At 59.0% G+C, this 16,243-nt stretch carries 15 protein-coding genes and 1 pseudogene; 11 read left to right on the forward strand and 5 right to left on the reverse strand.

Annotated elements, in window-relative coordinates:
* Positions 1 to 2: 2 nt before the first annotated feature.
* Positions 3 to 776, reverse strand: a complete 774-nt coding sequence (locus BMZ32_RS00395; protein WP_090237958.1) for a spermidine synthase — start codon at positions 774 to 776, stop codon at positions 3 to 5.
* Between the two features lie 160 nt (positions 777 to 936).
* Here BMZ32_RS00395 and BMZ32_RS19530 point away from each other — a divergent pair.
* From BMZ32_RS19530 to BMZ32_RS00410, 4 genes and pseudogenes are all read left to right on the forward strand, one after another.
* Positions 937 to 1,100 (forward strand): annotated as a pseudogene (locus BMZ32_RS19530) (NAD(P)-binding protein); the annotation flags it as partial.
* Positions 1,094 to 1,426: a hypothetical protein gene (locus tag BMZ32_RS00400; RefSeq protein ID WP_167376700.1), complete on the forward strand. Its 333-nt coding sequence runs from the start codon at positions 1,094 to 1,096 to the stop codon at positions 1,424 to 1,426. The pseudogene BMZ32_RS19530 and the gene BMZ32_RS00400, both read left to right, overlap by 7 nt.
* Positions 1,427 to 1,599: 173 nt before the next feature.
* On the forward strand, positions 1,600 to 2,946 hold the full coding sequence (locus BMZ32_RS00405; protein ID WP_090237964.1) for a class II 3-deoxy-7-phosphoheptulonate synthase: 1,347 nt from the start codon (positions 1,600 to 1,602) through the stop codon (positions 2,944 to 2,946).
* Between the two features lie 75 nt (positions 2,947 to 3,021).
* On the forward strand, positions 3,022 to 3,189 hold the full coding sequence (locus BMZ32_RS00410) for a DUF2897 family protein (RefSeq protein WP_090237967.1): 168 nt from the start codon (positions 3,022 to 3,024) through the stop codon (positions 3,187 to 3,189).
* Between the two features lie 59 nt (positions 3,190 to 3,248).
* On the opposite strand, the gene BMZ32_RS00415 is transcribed toward BMZ32_RS00410, so the two are convergent.
* The 3 genes from BMZ32_RS00415 to BMZ32_RS00425 form a co-directional block, all read right to left on the reverse strand.
* Complete coding sequence (locus tag BMZ32_RS00415) at positions 3,249 to 4,070, reverse strand: substrate-binding periplasmic protein (RefSeq protein ID WP_090241462.1); 822 nt, start codon at positions 4,068 to 4,070, stop codon at positions 3,249 to 3,251.
* 77 nt (positions 4,071 to 4,147) lie between these two features.
* Positions 4,148 to 4,879, reverse strand: coding sequence for a substrate-binding periplasmic protein (locus BMZ32_RS00420; protein WP_244153904.1), 732 nt, complete (start codon positions 4,877 to 4,879; stop codon positions 4,148 to 4,150).
* Positions 4,880 to 5,036: 157 nt separating this feature from the next.
* Entirely contained in the window at positions 5,037 to 5,660 is a 624-nt protein-coding gene (locus BMZ32_RS00425) for a TetR/AcrR family transcriptional regulator (protein WP_208598666.1), read from the reverse strand.
* A 215-nt stretch (positions 5,661 to 5,875) separates the two neighbouring features.
* Between BMZ32_RS00425 and BMZ32_RS00430 the strand changes: the two genes are divergently transcribed.
* From BMZ32_RS00430 to BMZ32_RS00460, 7 genes are all read left to right on the forward strand, one after another.
* Complete coding sequence (locus BMZ32_RS00430; protein ID WP_090237973.1) at positions 5,876 to 7,663, forward strand: acyclic terpene utilization AtuA family protein; 1,788 nt, start codon at positions 5,876 to 5,878, stop codon at positions 7,661 to 7,663.
* Between the two features lie 113 nt (positions 7,664 to 7,776).
* Positions 7,777 to 8,646, forward strand: a complete 870-nt coding sequence (locus BMZ32_RS00435; RefSeq protein ID WP_090237976.1) for an SDR family oxidoreductase — start codon at positions 7,777 to 7,779, stop codon at positions 8,644 to 8,646.
* 4 nt (positions 8,647 to 8,650) lie between these two features.
* On the forward strand, positions 8,651 to 10,267 hold the full coding sequence (atuC, locus tag BMZ32_RS00440; RefSeq protein WP_090237979.1) for a geranyl-CoA carboxylase subunit beta: 1,617 nt from the start codon (positions 8,651 to 8,653) through the stop codon (positions 10,265 to 10,267).
* A gap of 16 nt (positions 10,268 to 10,283) precedes the next feature.
* A complete protein-coding gene (gene atuD, locus BMZ32_RS00445; RefSeq protein WP_090237982.1) occupies positions 10,284 to 11,444 on the forward strand; it encodes a citronellyl-CoA dehydrogenase in 1,161 nt (386 codons plus the stop codon).
* Between the two features lie 286 nt (positions 11,445 to 11,730).
* Positions 11,731 to 12,528, forward strand: a complete 798-nt coding sequence (locus tag BMZ32_RS00450) for an enoyl-CoA hydratase/isomerase family protein (protein ID WP_090237985.1) — start codon at positions 11,731 to 11,733, stop codon at positions 12,526 to 12,528.
* A gap of 142 nt (positions 12,529 to 12,670) precedes the next feature.
* Positions 12,671 to 14,659: an acetyl/propionyl/methylcrotonyl-CoA carboxylase subunit alpha gene (locus BMZ32_RS00455; RefSeq protein ID WP_090237988.1), complete on the forward strand. Its 1,989-nt coding sequence runs from the start codon at positions 12,671 to 12,673 to the stop codon at positions 14,657 to 14,659.
* A gap of 136 nt (positions 14,660 to 14,795) precedes the next feature.
* Positions 14,796 to 15,614, forward strand: coding sequence for an SDR family oxidoreductase (locus tag BMZ32_RS00460; RefSeq protein WP_090237991.1), 819 nt, complete (start codon positions 14,796 to 14,798; stop codon positions 15,612 to 15,614).
* Positions 15,615 to 15,653: 39 nt separating this feature from the next.
* On the opposite strand, the gene BMZ32_RS00465 is transcribed toward BMZ32_RS00460, so the two are convergent.
* Positions 15,654 to 16,157, reverse strand: coding sequence for a hypothetical protein (locus tag BMZ32_RS00465; RefSeq protein WP_090237996.1), 504 nt, complete (start codon positions 16,155 to 16,157; stop codon positions 15,654 to 15,656).
* Between the last annotated feature and the right edge of the window lie 86 nt (positions 16,158 to 16,243).

Below are 16,243 nucleotides of genomic sequence, written 5' to 3' on the forward strand. Positions count from 1 at the left end.
AATCAAGACGCCGGGCGCACTGCTTTAATTAGTGACTCCAGCGAATAACCAAACTGCGGCGCTAGTGCAGCATTACGACGGTGCAATTCGTCGAGATCAAGCTCCTGATCAATATCCGCTGGCACCAATAACACCACGTTACCCTCCTTCACCGGGCACTCCCAGTAATGCCGGTGGAAGAGGCCGCGCAATAACGGTGCGCCAAGCGGCTTGCCGTCATTGCCGGCCCACTGGTTGATGATCAGCCAACCGCCGGGGTTGAGCTGCTTCTGGCAGTTTTCCAGAAAGCGCCAGGCCAGATGTCCCATCGCCGGACCATGGTCGGTATACAGGTCGACAAACAGCAAATCGGTCTTTTCTGCGCTTTCCAGCAGCTCCAAGGCATCGCCAATGCGAATAGTCAGCCGTGGGTCATCGGCTAGGCCCATGTGCTCCATGGCCAAGCGCGGCACATCGGCGCGCAGCTCGATCACCTCAACATCGTCCAGCGGCAGAAACTTCAGGCACGCCTGGGTCAGGTTACCGGCACCTAAGCCAAGAAACAGTGCAGTTTCTGGATGCTCGTGACACAACGCGCCGAGCAGCATGGCGCGGGTGTAGTCGTACTCCAGCCAGCTTGGGTCAGGCATGTAGACGCAGCTTTGCTCGATGGCCTCGCCAAATTCGAGAAAGCGATAGGCACCCATCTCAACCACTTGAATCACACCATGGGCATCGTGAACTTCGGCAATCAATACTGGTTCTGGCATTTGATCCACCGGAGGTAAACCTGGCATCCCTTACTCTCCACCGTGACATCCCCGACCACTTCAGGCTGAGGAAAGGATGCAATTGTCATTGAGGCCCCCCACCTGGGTCACGCAATAATTAGTCACCGTGCAGTTCAGTGGTCTAAACACCGAGCCATTACAACTATAAAAAATATCGAGGTTTGACATATACGCGACTATTGGTGCCGGCCCAATGGACCTCTGCACAGCACGTCAACGGCACAAACACGGCATCGACTTTGTCGTTTCGAGCGGCGCGAGGATGTCGGCGGTTTGTGGGACATCGATAATCCGCACAGCATCCTGTACGACTCCGTGCACCTGTGCTCCATCACGCAGTACAACTTCCACTGCGCCGCCTTAAGTATGTTCGCGACGCCGAACTGGCCGTTACGTCCTTTTTGGACACCGGCCGCGCCGTACATCGCCAGAGTGGCGAGTTGGCTGACTTTATCGGCGTGGATGCTGGCTATATCCGTGTTGGCGACCGCGCTGACCTGACCATCATCAACCCGGACGGATTGACGGAGGAACTGGGCGACAGCCATGAAGCGCCCATCGAAGTGCTCGGCCTAGAACGGGTGGTTAAACGCAACGATGCAGCGGTGGAGGCGACGCTGATCAACGGCTGCATCGCCTACCGCCGAATTAATTAATTCGCCGATGCGCTTGGCCAGCACTAGGGATTTGCCTGCTTCCTGCCAGGGCGTCATGTGCTGCCGCGCTAGATAGATCGATACAATGGCTCTATTAAGCCTATCGGCTTGAAGCGAATGGCTTATCGGTTACCATGGCCACCTGCCTAAATCGCCATAAGCCGAGAGCTGACATGTCGCAAGTCTGGAGCCCTGAAAGCTGGAGAAGTAAACCCATCCAGCAACAACCGCAATACCCCAACGCTGCGCATCTGCTGGAGGTTGAGCAAAAGCTCGCCAGTTATCCGCCGCTGGTATTTGCCGGTGAAGCCCGCGAACTGCGCCGCCAGTTTGCCGAGGTGACCCAGGGCCGCGCGTTTTTGCTGCAGGGCGGTGATTGCGCTGAGAGCTTTGCCGAGTTTTCCGCAGCGAAAATCCGCGACACCTTCAAAGTGCTGCTGCAGATGGCGATTGTGATGACCTTTGCAGCTGGTTGCCCGGTGGTCAAAGTCGGGCGCATGGCCGGTCAATTCGCTAAACCGCGCTCGGCCAACGATGAAACCATCGACGGCGTAACCCTGCCGGCCTACCGTGGCGACATCGTCAACGGTATCGGTTTCGACTCTGCCAGCCGCGTGCCGGACCCGGAGCGTCTGCTGCAGGCCTACCACCAGTCCACCGCGTCGCTGAACCTGCTGCGCGCCTTTGCCCAGGGTGGCTTCGCCGACCTGCACCAGGTGCACCAGTGGAACCTCGACTTTATCGCCAACTCGGATCTGGGCGAGAAGTACAGCCAATTGGCTGGCCGCATCGACGAAACCCTGGCCTTTATGCGCGCTTGCGGCATGGATGGCGCCACTCAAGTACGTGAAACCAGCTTCTTCACCGCCCACGAAGCGCTGCTGCTGAATTACGAGCAAGCCTTTGTGCGCAAGGACAGCCTCACCGGCGACTTCTACGACTGCTCGGCGCATATGCTCTGGATCGGCGACCGCACCCGTCAGCTAGACGGCGCGCATGTCGAGTTCCTCCGTGGCGTCGGTAACCCGATTGGGGTAAAGGTCGGTCCGAGCATGAACAGCGAAGAGCTGATCCGCCTGATCGACATCCTCAACCCGGACAACGACCCCGGTCGCCTCAACCTGATCGTGCGCATGGGTGCAGACAAGGTCGAAGCCGGCTTGCCACGCTTGATCCAAACTGTGCAACGCGAAGGTCGCCAGGTGCTGTGGAGCTCCGACCCGATGCACGGCAACACCATCAAGGCCAGCAGCGGCTACAAAACCCGTGATTTTGCGCAGATTCTCAATGAGGTGAAGCAGTTCTTCGCCGTGCATCAGGCCGAAGGCAGCTACGCCGGCGGGATTCACATTGAGATGACCGGGCAGAACGTCACCGAATGCATCGGCGGCGCACGGCCGATCACCGAGGCGGGCCTGTCGGATCGCTACCACACCCACTGCGATCCGCGGATGAACGCCGACCAGTCGCTGGAGCTGGCCTTCCTGATCGCTGAAACCCTCAAGCAGGTACGCCGCTAGGCCCTTGCCGGCGGCTGATCGGACAGATCCGCCGCCGGCAGGTATGGTGAAGAATCACCAAAGGAGGAATCCCTCATGACTTGGTATATCTGGCTGTTTATTATTCTGGTGCTGGGCTCCATCGTCGGCGGCCTAATGGTGCTGCTGCGTACCGCTAAACCACTGCCGTTGAGCGACGAGCAACTGACCAAGATCCATCAACGCGAACGTGAGCAGGAAGCCAAGGACGCCGGCGAAAACTAAGGCTAAGTGCCACGCCAGCGCCTCTAATCGCAACCTAAGCTGAGGCCTACGGCTGATGGCTAGCGCTCTGCAGCCAGCTTAACCTGGCCATCACGCGGTAAGACGCCGATCTGATAACGGCTGAAAATCTTTAGCAGCTGGCCGTTGTCACGCAACGACTCAAAGATCGCCATAAACTGCTCAGGGTCGATGGGTGCGCCCGGACGTAACAGCACATGATGGCGATAGCGCTGATCAATGCGCTCGGAAATCAGCAACTGCTCGGCGTATTGCCGGTTACGCTCAAGGAAGTCGCCTAAATAAGAACGCGTGACCAACGCAATGTCGGCACGCTGGCGCAAGACCATCAGCAGGCTGCTGTCATGGGAATGATTCAAGGTGGCGTTGAAGGTTTTGCTCAGGTATTCAGGCTCGGGGTTGAAGCCGGCAAATGCGTAGTTGTAGCCATGATAAAGCGCCAAACGCTTACCGTTTAACGTGTCGAAATAGCCTTGATCACGCCCCCGCTCAGCGCGGGCAACGAATATCTCCGAGTCCTCCAGATGCATATCCAGCGCAACGTGCCGAATATGCTGCCAGCCCCAGTTCGGATTTTCGAAAATCGCCAGATCGAGGCGCCCTTGCTCAAAGTCAGCAAAACGGCGTTTTATGGCCGTTGGCACCATGACAAAACGATAGTCACCCTGAGCCTGATTAAGCACTGTCAGCAGCTCACTGAGTAAGCCAGGTGACTCTGCTCCGACTTGCTCGGCTTTGAATACATATGGCGGAAAATACACCGCTGCAACCCGCACATCCTGCGCAGCTAGCAGCGGCCCGGCTAACGGCAGTGCTATGCATACACTGCCAACTCGACTTAACCAGTGCCTGATAAAGCCCATAGCAGCGCACATCCCTATTTATCAATTTACGCAGACTACTCCAGGAAAACCTGACCGAACAGCGCGCTTTTAGTCATTTATTGGCCGTAAAGGTCACGTAAATGGTAGCGACTGAGCAATTTGTCCAACTGCTGATTGCGGTGGAGTTGTTTGAGCAGGTCGGCAAATACGGGGGGTGAGATGGTCGACTGCGGGCCAAACAAGGCTTGATGCTGATAGACCTGATCAACCCGTTGGGAAATCAGCAGTGCGCTGCTTTGTTCGGGGTAGTGCTGCTGGTAAGCGTATAGATAAGACCGCGTCACCACCGCTACATCCGCTCGCCCGCGCAGCAGCATGATCAAGTTGCTGTCGTGGGAGTAAGTCAGTACCGCGTTGAATTGATCGGCGAGAAACTGCTTGTCCGCGTTAAACCCGGCAAAACCATAGTGGTAGCCGCTGTACAGGGCCATGCGCTTGCCCTTGAGCTCATCGAAATAATGCTCGTCACGCCCCGCCTGATGACGCGCAACATAGACCTCGGCATCCTCAATCTGCATGCCCAAGGTCTCATACGCGATGTCCTGCCAACCCCAGGCTGGCGATTCGAAAAGCATCAAATCAAAGCGACCACTTTGCAAGTCGCGATAACGGCGCATGGTCGAGGTGGCCACGAGGGTAAAGTGATAATCGCTCTGCCGTTGATTAAGCGCCTGCAGTAATTCTGGCAGCAGGCCGCTTGGACGCTCACTTTCCGGTTTAATAATATAGGGTGGAAAATGATAGGCGCCGACTCGCACCTCTTCTGTGGCTTGCGCAACGCAAGCCACAGAAAGTACCAAGCCCAGTAGCAAACCTCTCAACAGCGTGACCAAACAGAAACCTCTGAGCAGACGATATATGGCAACTTAGGCGTGGAGTGAAGCACTCGCGATCCATTGGCGCCAAAATACTATCAAAATGCCACCTAGGCGTAGCTCAATCTGCTTAACCCTCTTTGATGACCAGTGACAATGCCTCTTCGGCCAGCTGATCGAGGGATATGGCCCCCTCTGGACGGAACCAGGTATTAGTCCAACTCAGCGCCCCCGTGAGCAAGCGACGCATGATGAAGGGATCTGCCTTGAAGTAACCGGCCGCCTTGGCTTCCCCCAGCACCTCAAGCCAGAGCTGCTCGTAGTTATCACGCAATTCGAGGATAAACGCCTGGCCGGGCGCAGACAGCGAACGCCATTCATAGACCAGTACCGCCATGGCCTCACCGGTACCGCCCATGATTGACTGCAGCTCACAGCGGATCAGCGCCAGCACGCGGCCGCGCAAATCGCTCGCATCCGCTAACGATGCCTGCATCAGGGCGGTGTTGTAGCGAATGGTCTCCTCCATCACCGAGCGCAGGATTTCATCCTTACTTTTGAAGTGATGGAAAATGCTCCCGGACTGAATGCCTACGGCACTGGCCAAATCACGCACCGTAGTGCGCTCGTAGCCCTTACTGCGAAACAGGTGGGCGGCGGTTTGCAGCAGCTTGCCACGTGCGCTATCCGGGTCAGTGACCTGTCCACTGGCCACCAGGCCCTGCATCACGGCCTGCGCTTGTTGATCATCCACGCTAAATACACTCCCGCTTTATTGCCTTGAACCCAACGCCCCGTGCGTTTGTGCCCAAGTGCTTGTCATTATTGGTGAAATTTATGCTGAGCCGGGAACCCAAGCAAGCGCTTGGGCATATTTCGCGGTAGAAAGATTCGCCAAGGGGCTTTTAAACCAAGCGCTTGCTTGGTAGCCTTCAGGCCATCTTATTCCTGTGATGCGGGCCTATTCAAATGACTAAAACCGTACGCATCGGCTGCGCTTCCGCCTTTTGGGGCGACACCAGCACCGCCGCCGCCCAGCTGGTGAAGGGTACCGAGCTGGATTATTTGGTATTCGACTACCTAGCCGAAGTGACCATGTCGATCATGGCCGGCGCGCGAATGAAGAAGCCGGACGCCGGTTACGCCACCGATTTCGTCGAAACCCTCGCGCCGCTGCTGGCCGAGATTGCGCAGAAGAACATTCGCGTAATCAGCAACGCCGGTGGAGTTAACCCCAGCGCCTGCGCGGCGGCTCTGGCTGCAGCCTGCGAGCAGGCCGGGGTCGACCTGAAGATTGCCGTGCTGCATGGCGACAACCTGCAACCCAAACTCGGTGAGCTGGCCAAAGCCGGCACGCTAGAGATGTTCAGCGGCGCGGCGCTGCCGCCATTCTGTGTGTCGGTCAACGCTTACCTAGGTGCACCCGGCATCGTCGAAGCCTTGAAACTCGGTGCGGACATTGTGATTACCGGGCGCGTGGTCGACAGCGCGGTGGTCAGCGCCGCCTTGGTACATGAATTCAACTGGGCCTGGAGCGACTACGACCAGCTCGCTCAGGCCGCGCTGGCCGGGCATATCATCGAATGTGGGGCGCAGTGCACGGGCGGAAATTTTACCGACTGGCAGAGCGTGCCGGACTACGAGCACATCGGTTTCCCGGTGGTGGAAGTGGCGGCCGATGGCAGCTTTGTCGTCAGCAAACCAGAAGGCAGCGGCGGCCTGATCACGACGTTTACCGTGGGCGAGCAAATGCTCTACGAAATCGGTGATCCACGGGCCTATTACCTGCCCGATGTGGTCTGTGATTTCACCCAGGTCGAGCTGAACCAGGCGGGCCCGAACCAGGTTGAGCTAAAAGGCGCGCGCGGCCTGCCGCCGACCGCTCAATACAAAGTCAGCGCGACCCATCCCGATGGCTTCCGTTGTACCGCCAGCTGCCTGATGGCCGGCATCGATGCGGTGAAAAAAGCTGAACGGGTCAGTCATGCAATCATCAATAAAACCGAAGAGCTGTTCGCCGAGCGCGGCTGGGGGCCGTACAAAGAAGTGAGCATCGAGCTGCTGGGTTCCGAAGCCACCTACGGTTCACGCGGCCAGCGTAACGACAGCCGCGAAATCGTGATCAAGATCGCCGTGCGCCATGCCAAAAAAGAAGCTCTGGTGCTGTTCTCCCGCGAGATCGCCCAGGCTGCCACGGGTATGGCACCGGGATTGACCGGCATTGTTGGTGGCCGCCCTACTGTTTACCCAGTGATCCGCCTGTTCAGCTTCCTCACTGACAAGAACGACTGCGCTCTAGAAGTAGAACTGAACGGTGAACGCACGCCCGTGACCCTGCCGCAGCTCGCCGTATTGGATAGCGCGCAGATCGCAGCTGATGTCGCCGCGCCACTGCCGAGCGGTGAGGCCGACACCACAGTGCCGCTGATCAAACTGGCCGTGGCGCGCTCCGGCGACAAAGGCAACCACAGCAATATCGGCGTCATGGCCAGAAAGCCCGAGTACTTGGCCTGGATCGCGGCTGCATTGAGCGAGGCGGCTGTGGCCGAATGGATGCAGCACGCCCTGGATCCGCAAAGCGGCAAAGTCACACGCTGGCACCTGCCCGCCAGCCATAGCCTGAACTTCTTGCTGGAAAACGCCCTGGGCGGCGGAGGCATTGCCTCCTTACGCATCGATCCGCAAGGCAAGGCCTTTGCCCAACAGTTGCTGGAGTTTCCGGTGCCGGTACCCAGCGCATTGGCCGAGAATTTGTAGGGTGGATCGGGGCGCGTAGCTGACGCTTCATCCATCCACCAGCTCCTGGTGGACAACGCTGCGCGGTTGTCCACGGGCAGGCCAACCTGACTACGACTAGGACGATAAAAACAATGACATACGACTCAGTCTTTAAACCCGGCCTGTTTAGCGGCCAGACCATCATGGTCACCGGTGGCGGCAGCGGAATCGGCCGTTGTACCGCCCATGAACTGGCGAATCTAGGTGCCCACGTGGTGCTGGTTGGACGCAAGCTGGAAAAACTTGAAACCGCCTGCGGCGAAATTATTGAAGACGGCGGCAGCGCCAGCCTTCAGGTCTGCGATATCCGCGATGAAGAGGCTGTCAAGGCCATGGTTAAAGCCGTGATCGCCGAGCGCGGGCAGATTCATCACCTGGTCAATAACGCCGGCGGCCAGTTCCCAGCGCCGCTGGTAGGCATCAACCAGAAAGGCTTCGAGACCGTGGTACGCACCAACCTGGTCGGCGGCTTTCTGATTGCCAAGGAAGTCTTCCTGCAGAGCATGAGCAAACACGGTGGCAGCATCGTCAACATGCTCGCCGACATGTGGGGCGGCATGCCGGGCATGGGCCACTCGGGCGCAGCGCGCGCTGGCATGGAGAACTTCACCAAAACCGCCGCCTACGAATGGGGCCACGCCGGCGTACGAGTGAATGCCGTGGCACCGGGCTGGATCGCCTCAAGCGGCATGGACACCTACCCCGAGTCGATGAAAACCATGATCCGCTCACTCAAGGACCACGTGCCGTTGCAACGCATCGGCAGCGAATCCGAGGTGGCGGCGGCCATCGTTTTCCTACTTACGCCAGGGGCGAATTTTATCAGCGGCAACACCATCCGCATCGACGGCGCCGCCAGCCAAGGCACACGTGCCTGGACGCTGGGCAAAGCGAAAAACAGCGAAACCTATAACGGTTTTCATCGGGCCTACATGCCTGACGTGCTCAAGGGCGAGGAGTAACGTTATGCCGGTTATCCAATCCGAGATCGACGTGCATGGCGAGGAGTTCGCTAAGAACCGCGAAGCCATGCTTGCGGCAGTCACCAGCTTTCGCGAAATCGAGCAGAACTGCCTGAACAAGGCCGCCGCAGCCAAGGAAAAATTCGACAAACGCGGGCAACTGTTGCCACGCGAGCGCCTCAATTTGTTGCTCGATCCAGGGGCGCCATTTCTCGAACTGTCGTCGCTGGCCGGCTACAAGCTGCACGATGACAAGGACGGCACCCAAGCCGGCGGTGGGATCATTTCCGGCATTGGTTATATTGCTGGGGTGCGCTGCCTGATCACCGCCAGCAACAGCGCGATCAAAGGCGGCACCATCTCCCCTACCGGGCTGAAGAAAACCCTGCGCCTGCAGCAGATCGCCGCCGAGAACAAACTGCCGGTGGTGACCCTGGCCGAAAGTGGCGGCGCCAACCTCAATTACGCCGCCGACATTTTCGTCGAAGGCGCGCGCGGCTTTGCCAATCAAGCACGCATGTCCGCCATGGGCCTGCCACAGATCACCGTGGTGCACGGTTCCAGCACCGCCGGAGGAGCTTATCAGCCGGGGCTGTCGGATTACGTGGTGGTGGTGCGCGGCAAGGCCAAAATGTTCCTCGCCGGCCCTCCGCTGCTGAAAGCCGCCACCGGCGAAATCGCCACCGATGAGCAATTGGGCGGCGCCGAAATGCATGCGCAGATCGCCGGCACCGCCGAATACCTGGCCGAGAACGACGCCGACGCGGTGCGCACCGCGCGAGACATTGTTGCCATGCTGCCGTGGAATGCCCAGCTGCCCACGCGCCCGGCCAAGACCTACCGCGAGCCGCTGTACCCGGTCGAAGAGTTACTCGGCTTAGTCCCGGCGGATGCAAAAAAACCTTATGACGTACGCGAGATCATCGCCCGCATCGCCGACGGCTCGGCGTTTCTCGACTTCAAAAATGAGTTCGACAACCAAACCGTCTGCGGTCACTTACAGATCGAAGGTCAGCCCTGCGGCTTTATCGGCAATAACGGCCCGATCACCCCGCAGGGCGCAGCCAAGGCGGCGCAATTTATCCAGCTGTGCGAGCAGAGCAACACGCCGATTCTGTTCTTCCATAACACCACCGGGTTTATGGTCGGTACCGAATCGGAGCAACAGGGCGTGATCAAGCACGGCTCGAAAATGATCCAGGCCGTGGCCAATTGCAGCGTGCCGAAACTAACCATCGTCGTCGGTGGCTCCTACGGCGCCGGCAACTACGCCATGTGCGGCCGCGGCCTGGACCCGCGCTTTATCTTCGCCTGGCCCAACAGCAAAACCGCGGTCATGGGCGGCGCACAAGCCGGCAAGGTGCTGCGAATCGTCACCGAAGACAAGCACCGTAAGGAAGGCAAAGAGGCCGACCCGAAGATGCTCGACATGCTGGAAACCGTCACCGCACAGAAGCTCGACAGCCAGTCCACCGCACTCTACGGCACCGCCAGCCTGTGGGACGACGGCCTGATCGACCCGCGCGACACACGCAATTTGCTCGGTTACCTATTGGATATCTGCGCCGAAGCCGCTGTACGTCCGCTTAAATCCAACTCATTCGGCGTAGCCCGCCTGTAATCATTCGGAGAGAAAAATGATCTTTACCCAAGAACACGAAGAGCTACGCCGCACAGTCCGTAATTTCGTCGACAAGGAAATCAACCCACACGTCGACCAGTGGGAAAAAGACGGTCGCTTCCCGATCCACGAAATCTTTAAGAAAGCTGGCGACCTCGGTTTGCTCGGCATCTCCAAGCCAGAAAAATTCGGCGGCATGGGCTTGGATTACAGCTATTCGATCGTCGCGGCGGAAGAGTTCGGCACCATCACCTGCGGCGGCATCCCTATGTCGATCGGCGTGCAGACTGATATGTGCACCCCGGCCCTGGCCCGCTTCGGCTCTGACGAGCTGCGTGAAGAGTTCCTGCGCCCCTCCATCACCGGTGAAATGGTCGGCTGCATTGGCGTCTCTGAAGTCGGTGCCGGCTCTGACGTCGCAGGGCTGAAAACACACGCCAAGAAAGACGGCGACGACTACGTGATCAACGGCAGCAAGATGTGGATCACCAACTCGCCGTCGGCCGACTTTATGTGCCTACTGGCCAATACCAGCGACGACAAGCCGCACATCAACAAGTCACTGATCGTGGTGCCGATGAACACCCCTGGCATCACTGTCAGCCCGCACCTGGACAAACTCGGCATGCGCAGCTCGGAAACCGCTCAGGTGTTTCTCGACAACGTGCGCGTGCCGCAGCGCAACCGCATTGGCCACGAAGGCGCGGGCTTTATGATGCAGATGCTGCAGTTCCAAGAAGAGCGCCTGTTCGGTGCAGCCAACATGATCAAGGGCCTGGAGCACTGCATCAACGCCACCATTGATTACTGCAAAGAGCGTAAGACCTTCGGTAATGCGCTGATCGACAACCAGGTCATCCACTTCCGCATGGCCGAGCTGCAGACCGAAATCGAATGCCTGCGCGCGCTGGTCTATCAGGCTACCGAGCAGTACGTGCGCGGTAAGGATGTAACTAACCTGGCCTCTATGGCCAAGCTCAAAGCCGGCCGCCTGGGCCGTGAAGTCACCGACAGCTGCCTGCAGTACTGGGGTGGCATGGGCTACATGTGGGAGAACCCGGTATCGCGGGCTTACCGCGATGTGCGCCTGGTATCGATTGGCGGCGGCGCCGATGAAATCATGCTCGGCATTATCTGCAAGCTAATGGGCATTTTACCCGGGAAGAAGAAAGGCTAAGAGCAACCACAAGTAGGGTGGACGTCGCTTTTCACGTCCACCGTCATGGTGGATCGATAACGCGTGATCCACCCTACGAGCTATTTTTAACGTCGCGCAGCGACGGCCCGAAGGTTGGCCGCCATGCGTGGCAGGCCATAAAGAAGGGCTAACGCTGTACAGCCGTAGGAAGGGTTGAGACGCGCAGCACCGATACCCATTGCCACCGACATGATGGATATCGCTGCGCTCATCCTGCGCGGCCCGACCCATCCTACGTACCTGCGCCCTGCTCGAGGATTACCGGATGCTTGCTCTACCCGATTGCGACACCCTGCTACTAAACCTTGAGGGTGGCGTGCTGCACGTCACCCTTAACCGCCCGGACAGCCGCAACGCCATGAGCCTGACCATGGTCAGCGAGTTGCGCGCGGTGCTGGAAAGTCTGCGTAATGACATCAGCGTGCGCGCCATCGTGCTGCGTGGTGCCGGCGGGCATTTCTGCGCCGGCGGCGATATCAAGGACATAGCCGGCGCACGAGCCAAGGGGGGCGACGCCTACCGCAGCCTAAACCGCGCCTTCGGCAGCCTGCTGGAAGAAGCCCAGGCCACACCACAAGTGCTGATTGCCGTACTAGAAGGCGCCGTGCTCGGCGGTGGCTTTGGTTTGGCCTGCGTTTCGGACATTGCCATCAGCCATCAGGATGCCAAGTTCGGCTTGCCGGAAACCACCCTGGGCATTCTGCCAGCGCAGATCGCACCCTTCGTGGTGAAGCGCATCGGCCTGACCCAGACGCGCCGCCTGGCCCTGACAGCCGCGCGTTTCAATGGCAGTGAGGCAGAGCGTCTGGGCCTGGTGCACTTTAGTGAAACCAGCAGCGAAGCCATCGAGGCACGCCTGCAACAGGTGCTGAGCCAGGTCCGTAGCTGTGCGCCGCAGGCCAACGCACAGACCAAGGCCCTGCTGCTCGCCGCCGAAAGCGAAGCGCTCGGCCCTCTGCTGGACCGCGCTGCCGAACAGTTCGCAGCGGCCGTTACAGGCGCCGAAGGTATCGAGGGCACCATGGCATTTGTACAAAAACGTGCGCCCAAGTGGGCGCAGTAGCCGCATAGAACGTAGGGTGGATGTCGCTTTTTACATCCACCGAAACACTGCACGGTGGATCGATAAAGCGTGATCCACCCTACGCCAACACCGAACCAAGCGCAGCCGGACACCATCCGGAGCGCCCAGCAGGAGCATCCAGATGCCCGCCTTTAACAAGATTTTGATCGCCAACCGTGGCGAGATCGCCTGCCGAGTGATGCGCACCGCGCAAGATTTGGGTTACCGCACCGTGGCCGTGTATTCCGAGGCAGACGCCGACGCGCGCCATGTCCAGCAAGCCGATGAGGCAGTGTGCATCGGCCCAGCGCAGGTCAATCAGTCGTATCTGGTGATCGACAACATCATCGCAGCCGCGCAGAAAACCGGGGCCGATGCGATTCACCCCGGCTACGGATTTCTCTCGGAAAACGCCGATTTTGCCCGTGCCTGCCAAGCCGCCGGCATCGTATTTATCGGCCCCACCGTAGAAGCCATCCACCTGATGGGCAGCAAACGCCTGTCGAAGATCGCCATGCTCGAAGCCGGCGTGCCATGCATCCCCGGCTATGAAGGGGCGGACCAGGATGAAGAAACCCTGATCCGCGAAGCTGGGCGTATTGGCTACCCACTGATGATCAAAGCCAGCGCAGGCGGCGGTGGCCGTGGCATGCGCCTGGTCCACCAAGCCAGTGAACTGGCAGAGAAAATTCGCACCGCCCGCTCGGAGGCGCAGAATGCCTTCGGTTCTGGCGAGCTGATTCTCGAACGCGCGGTAATCCAACCGCGTCATGTGGAAATCCAAGTATTCGGCGATAGCCAGGGCAACATCGTGTATCTGGGCGAACGCGACTGCTCGGTGCAGCGCCGCCACCAGAAAGTGGTAGAAGAAGCGCCCTGCCCGGTGATGACACCGCAGCTGCGCCAGGCCATGGGCGAAGCGGCGGTCAAGGCCGCTGCGTCGGTGAGCTACGTCGGTGCCGGCACCGTGGAGTTCCTGCTCGATCAGAGCGGCGAGTTCTTCTTCCTGGAGATGAACACCCGCCTGCAAGTCGAGCATCCGGTCACCGAACTGATCACCGGGCAAGACCTGGTCGCCTGGCAGATTCGCGTGGCCGAAGGCCAACCGCTGCCGCTCAAACAGGACGACATTCGCCTGACCGGCCATGCGATGGAAGTGCGCCTTTACGCCGAAGATGCCACGCAGAACTTCCTGCCGCAGACTGGTACCGCGCTGCGTTGGGAGCCGGCGCTGCGTGACGGCATCCGTATCGACCACGGTCTGATTGAAGGCCAGGTTATCAGCCCATTCTACGACCCGATGCTGGCCAAGGTCATCGCCTACGGCGCCACCCGCGAAGAAGCGCGGCGCAAGCTGGTGCGGGCTGTCGAGGATTGCGTGTTACTGGGTGTGAACGGCAACCAGCGTTTTCTCGCCAACCTGCTGAGCCACCCGGAGTTTGCTGCTGGCAACGCCACCACCGCGTTTATCGCCGAGCATTTTGCCGATGACCCAAGCCTTAGCCCGCAAGCACCTGCCGCTGGCGAACTGGCGGCCGCTGCAGCCCTGCTGTTTCAGCAATCGGCCAATGCTCGCGCGCATCAAGGCGGCCTTGCTGGCTGGCGCAACGCCGGCAGTGCGCCTTGGCGCTTTGTGCTGAAACACGGCGAGCAGTCGTTCAACGTAGCACTGGACGTACTGAGTGACGGCACGCAGCCCAAGCTGCTGGCCACGCTCGGCGAACAGCAGATCAGCCTCACCCTGCTGGCCAGCGATAGTCGTTGGGCCACGTTGGAAGTGGACGGTATTCGTCAGCGCTTGGCTTACCACCTGGAGGGCGACAACCTCTGGCTGTATGGCCACAACGGTAACCTGCACCTGAGCGACATCACCCACCAACCGGTCAGCAGCGCCGCTGGCGCCGGCTCGGGCAGCGTCAAGGCGCCGATGGATGGCGCGATAGTCGAGGTGCTGGTCGAAGAAGGCGCCAGCGTCAGCAAGGGTCAACTGCTGGTGGTACTGGAAGCGATGAAGATGGAGCACCCACTCAAGGCCAGCATCGACGGTGTGGTGCGCAGAATTGGCGTAAGCCGTGGCGATCAGGTGAAGAACCGCCAGCTGTTAGTGGATATCGAAGCCAGCGATGCCTGACCGTACTCCCCAATCCACCTGGCAGATTGCGTAGGGTGGATGGCGCTTTATCCATCCACCATCAGGCTGTCACGGTGGATGAGAAGAGCATCATCCACCCTACATGACTACATAAAAATAAAACTGGAGAGTCCCTATGTCACTGCACGGCAAAACCCTATTTATCACCGGTGCCAGCCGTGGCATTGGCCGTGAAATCGCCCTGCGCGCCGCACGCGATGGCGCCAATATCATCATCGCGGCAAAAAGTGCCGAGGCCCATGCCAAGCTGCCCGGCACCATCCACTCGGTGGCAGCTGAGGTTGAAGCAGCAGGCGGACAAGCCCTGGCCGTGCAACTGGATGTGCGTGACGAAGAGGCCGTGAAGGCCGCCATGGCTCAAGCCGCTGAACACTTTGGTGGCATCGACGCACTGATCAACAACGCCGGCGCAATCAAGTTGATGGGCGTGGAGCATTTGCCGCCTAAGCGCTTCGACCTGATGTTTCAGATCAACACTCGTGCAGTGATGGTCTGCAGCCAAGCGGCACTGCCCTACCTGAAAAAAAGCCAGGGCCACATCCTCAGTCTGTCCCCACCACTCAACCTCGATCCCAAGTGGTTCGCCAACTACGGCCCCTACACCACCACTAAATACGGCATGAGCATGCTCACGTTGGGCATGCATGAAGAATTCAAAAAATACGGCATTAGCGTCAACTCGCTGTGGCCGAAAACCGTGATTGCCACCGCCGCCATTGAGTTCGAAGCTGGCGGCATAGCCGTGATGAAAGCAGCGCGCCTGCCCGCGATCATGGCTGATGCGGCGTATGCGATTCTCTCAAGCCGTGCGCGCAGCATCAGCGGCCGGTTGCTGATCGACGAAGCGCTGCTGCGCGAGCAAGGCCAGAGTGACTTCGAGCACTATCGCTATGATCCCGACGGCAAACTGATGACTGACCTGTTTGTCGATTGAGTAAAGCCCGTTAAATTCAGCGCCTTATCAATGCGCCGGTTACTGCTTGAACTCAAACTGTAACTGCGCGCCTTCAACCGATTGCCAGTAGTCATCATCGCGCTCATTGCTGATCAATTTACCATTGAGTTGGAAGGCGCTTTCAGGGGCGACTTTATCGCCAAACAGCGGCGGCAATAACGGGGTCGACCGATCATTAAGTGGTTCAAGCGGCTGCAATGGGTCAAACACATTGGGGTTTAAACTTAGGTCCAATGGAGCCTCAGGATCAGGCTCGCGCACTACGGCGATAGGCCTTGGCTTGACCAGCACAGCCGCAGCGGGTTTGCTCTGCAGGGATTGGTGCTGCTCAGGCGGACTCAGCACTGGTGCAGGCTTGGCCGCGATGTGCTTAGACGGTGACTGCACTTTTTCAGTGGATGCTTTAGCCGGTTGTTCTTGGAAGGCCTTGGGCTTTTCCGGCGCGGGCGGCTTGGCAGGCTGCTCACAGGCCGCCAAGGCCAGCAGTGGCAGCAACAGCACGAGGCGTCGAATAGAGGTCATAATTAATACTAGTAAAGAGATACAGGCCGCTATGCTCGCCCCAGCCTATGGCTTATAGCAAGCCAACAATCTCTACGGTAGGTAAC

This window comes from Pseudomonas guineae, assembly GCF_900113745.1.
Classification (GTDB): Bacteria; Pseudomonadota; Gammaproteobacteria; order Pseudomonadales; family Pseudomonadaceae; genus Aquipseudomonas; species Aquipseudomonas guineae.

Bases quoted from the DNA above. Each gene is read 5' to 3' on its own strand.
- BMZ32_RS00455 (WP_090237988.1), top strand. From the start codon at position 12,671: ATGCCCGCCTTTAACAAGATTTTGATCGCCAACCGTGGCGAGATCGCC.
- BMZ32_RS00450 (WP_090237985.1), top strand. From the start codon at position 11,731: ATGCTTGCTCTACCCGATTGCGACACCCTGCTACTAAACCTTGAGGGT.
- atuC (WP_090237979.1), top strand. From the start codon at position 8,651: ATGCCGGTTATCCAATCCGAGATCGACGTGCATGGCGAGGAGTTCGCT.
- BMZ32_RS00395 (WP_090237958.1), bottom strand. From the start codon at position 776: ATGCCAGGTTTACCTCCGGTGGATCAAATGCCAGAACCAGTATTGATT.
- BMZ32_RS00430 (WP_090237973.1), top strand. From the start codon at position 5,876: ATGACTAAAACCGTACGCATCGGCTGCGCTTCCGCCTTTTGGGGCGAC.
- BMZ32_RS00410 (WP_090237967.1), top strand. From the start codon at position 3,022: ATGACTTGGTATATCTGGCTGTTTATTATTCTGGTGCTGGGCTCCATC.
- BMZ32_RS00465 (WP_090237996.1), bottom strand. From the start codon at position 16,157: ATGACCTCTATTCGACGCCTCGTGCTGTTGCTGCCACTGCTGGCCTTG.
- BMZ32_RS00435 (WP_090237976.1), top strand. From the start codon at position 7,777: ATGACATACGACTCAGTCTTTAAACCCGGCCTGTTTAGCGGCCAGACC.
- atuD (WP_090237982.1), top strand. From the start codon at position 10,284: ATGATCTTTACCCAAGAACACGAAGAGCTACGCCGCACAGTCCGTAAT.
- BMZ32_RS00405 (WP_090237964.1), top strand. From the start codon at position 1,600: ATGTCGCAAGTCTGGAGCCCTGAAAGCTGGAGAAGTAAACCCATCCAG.
- BMZ32_RS00460 (WP_090237991.1), top strand. From the start codon at position 14,796: ATGTCACTGCACGGCAAAACCCTATTTATCACCGGTGCCAGCCGTGGC.
- BMZ32_RS00415 (WP_090241462.1), bottom strand. From the start codon at position 4,070: ATGGGCTTTATCAGGCACTGGTTAAGTCGAGTTGGCAGTGTATGCATA.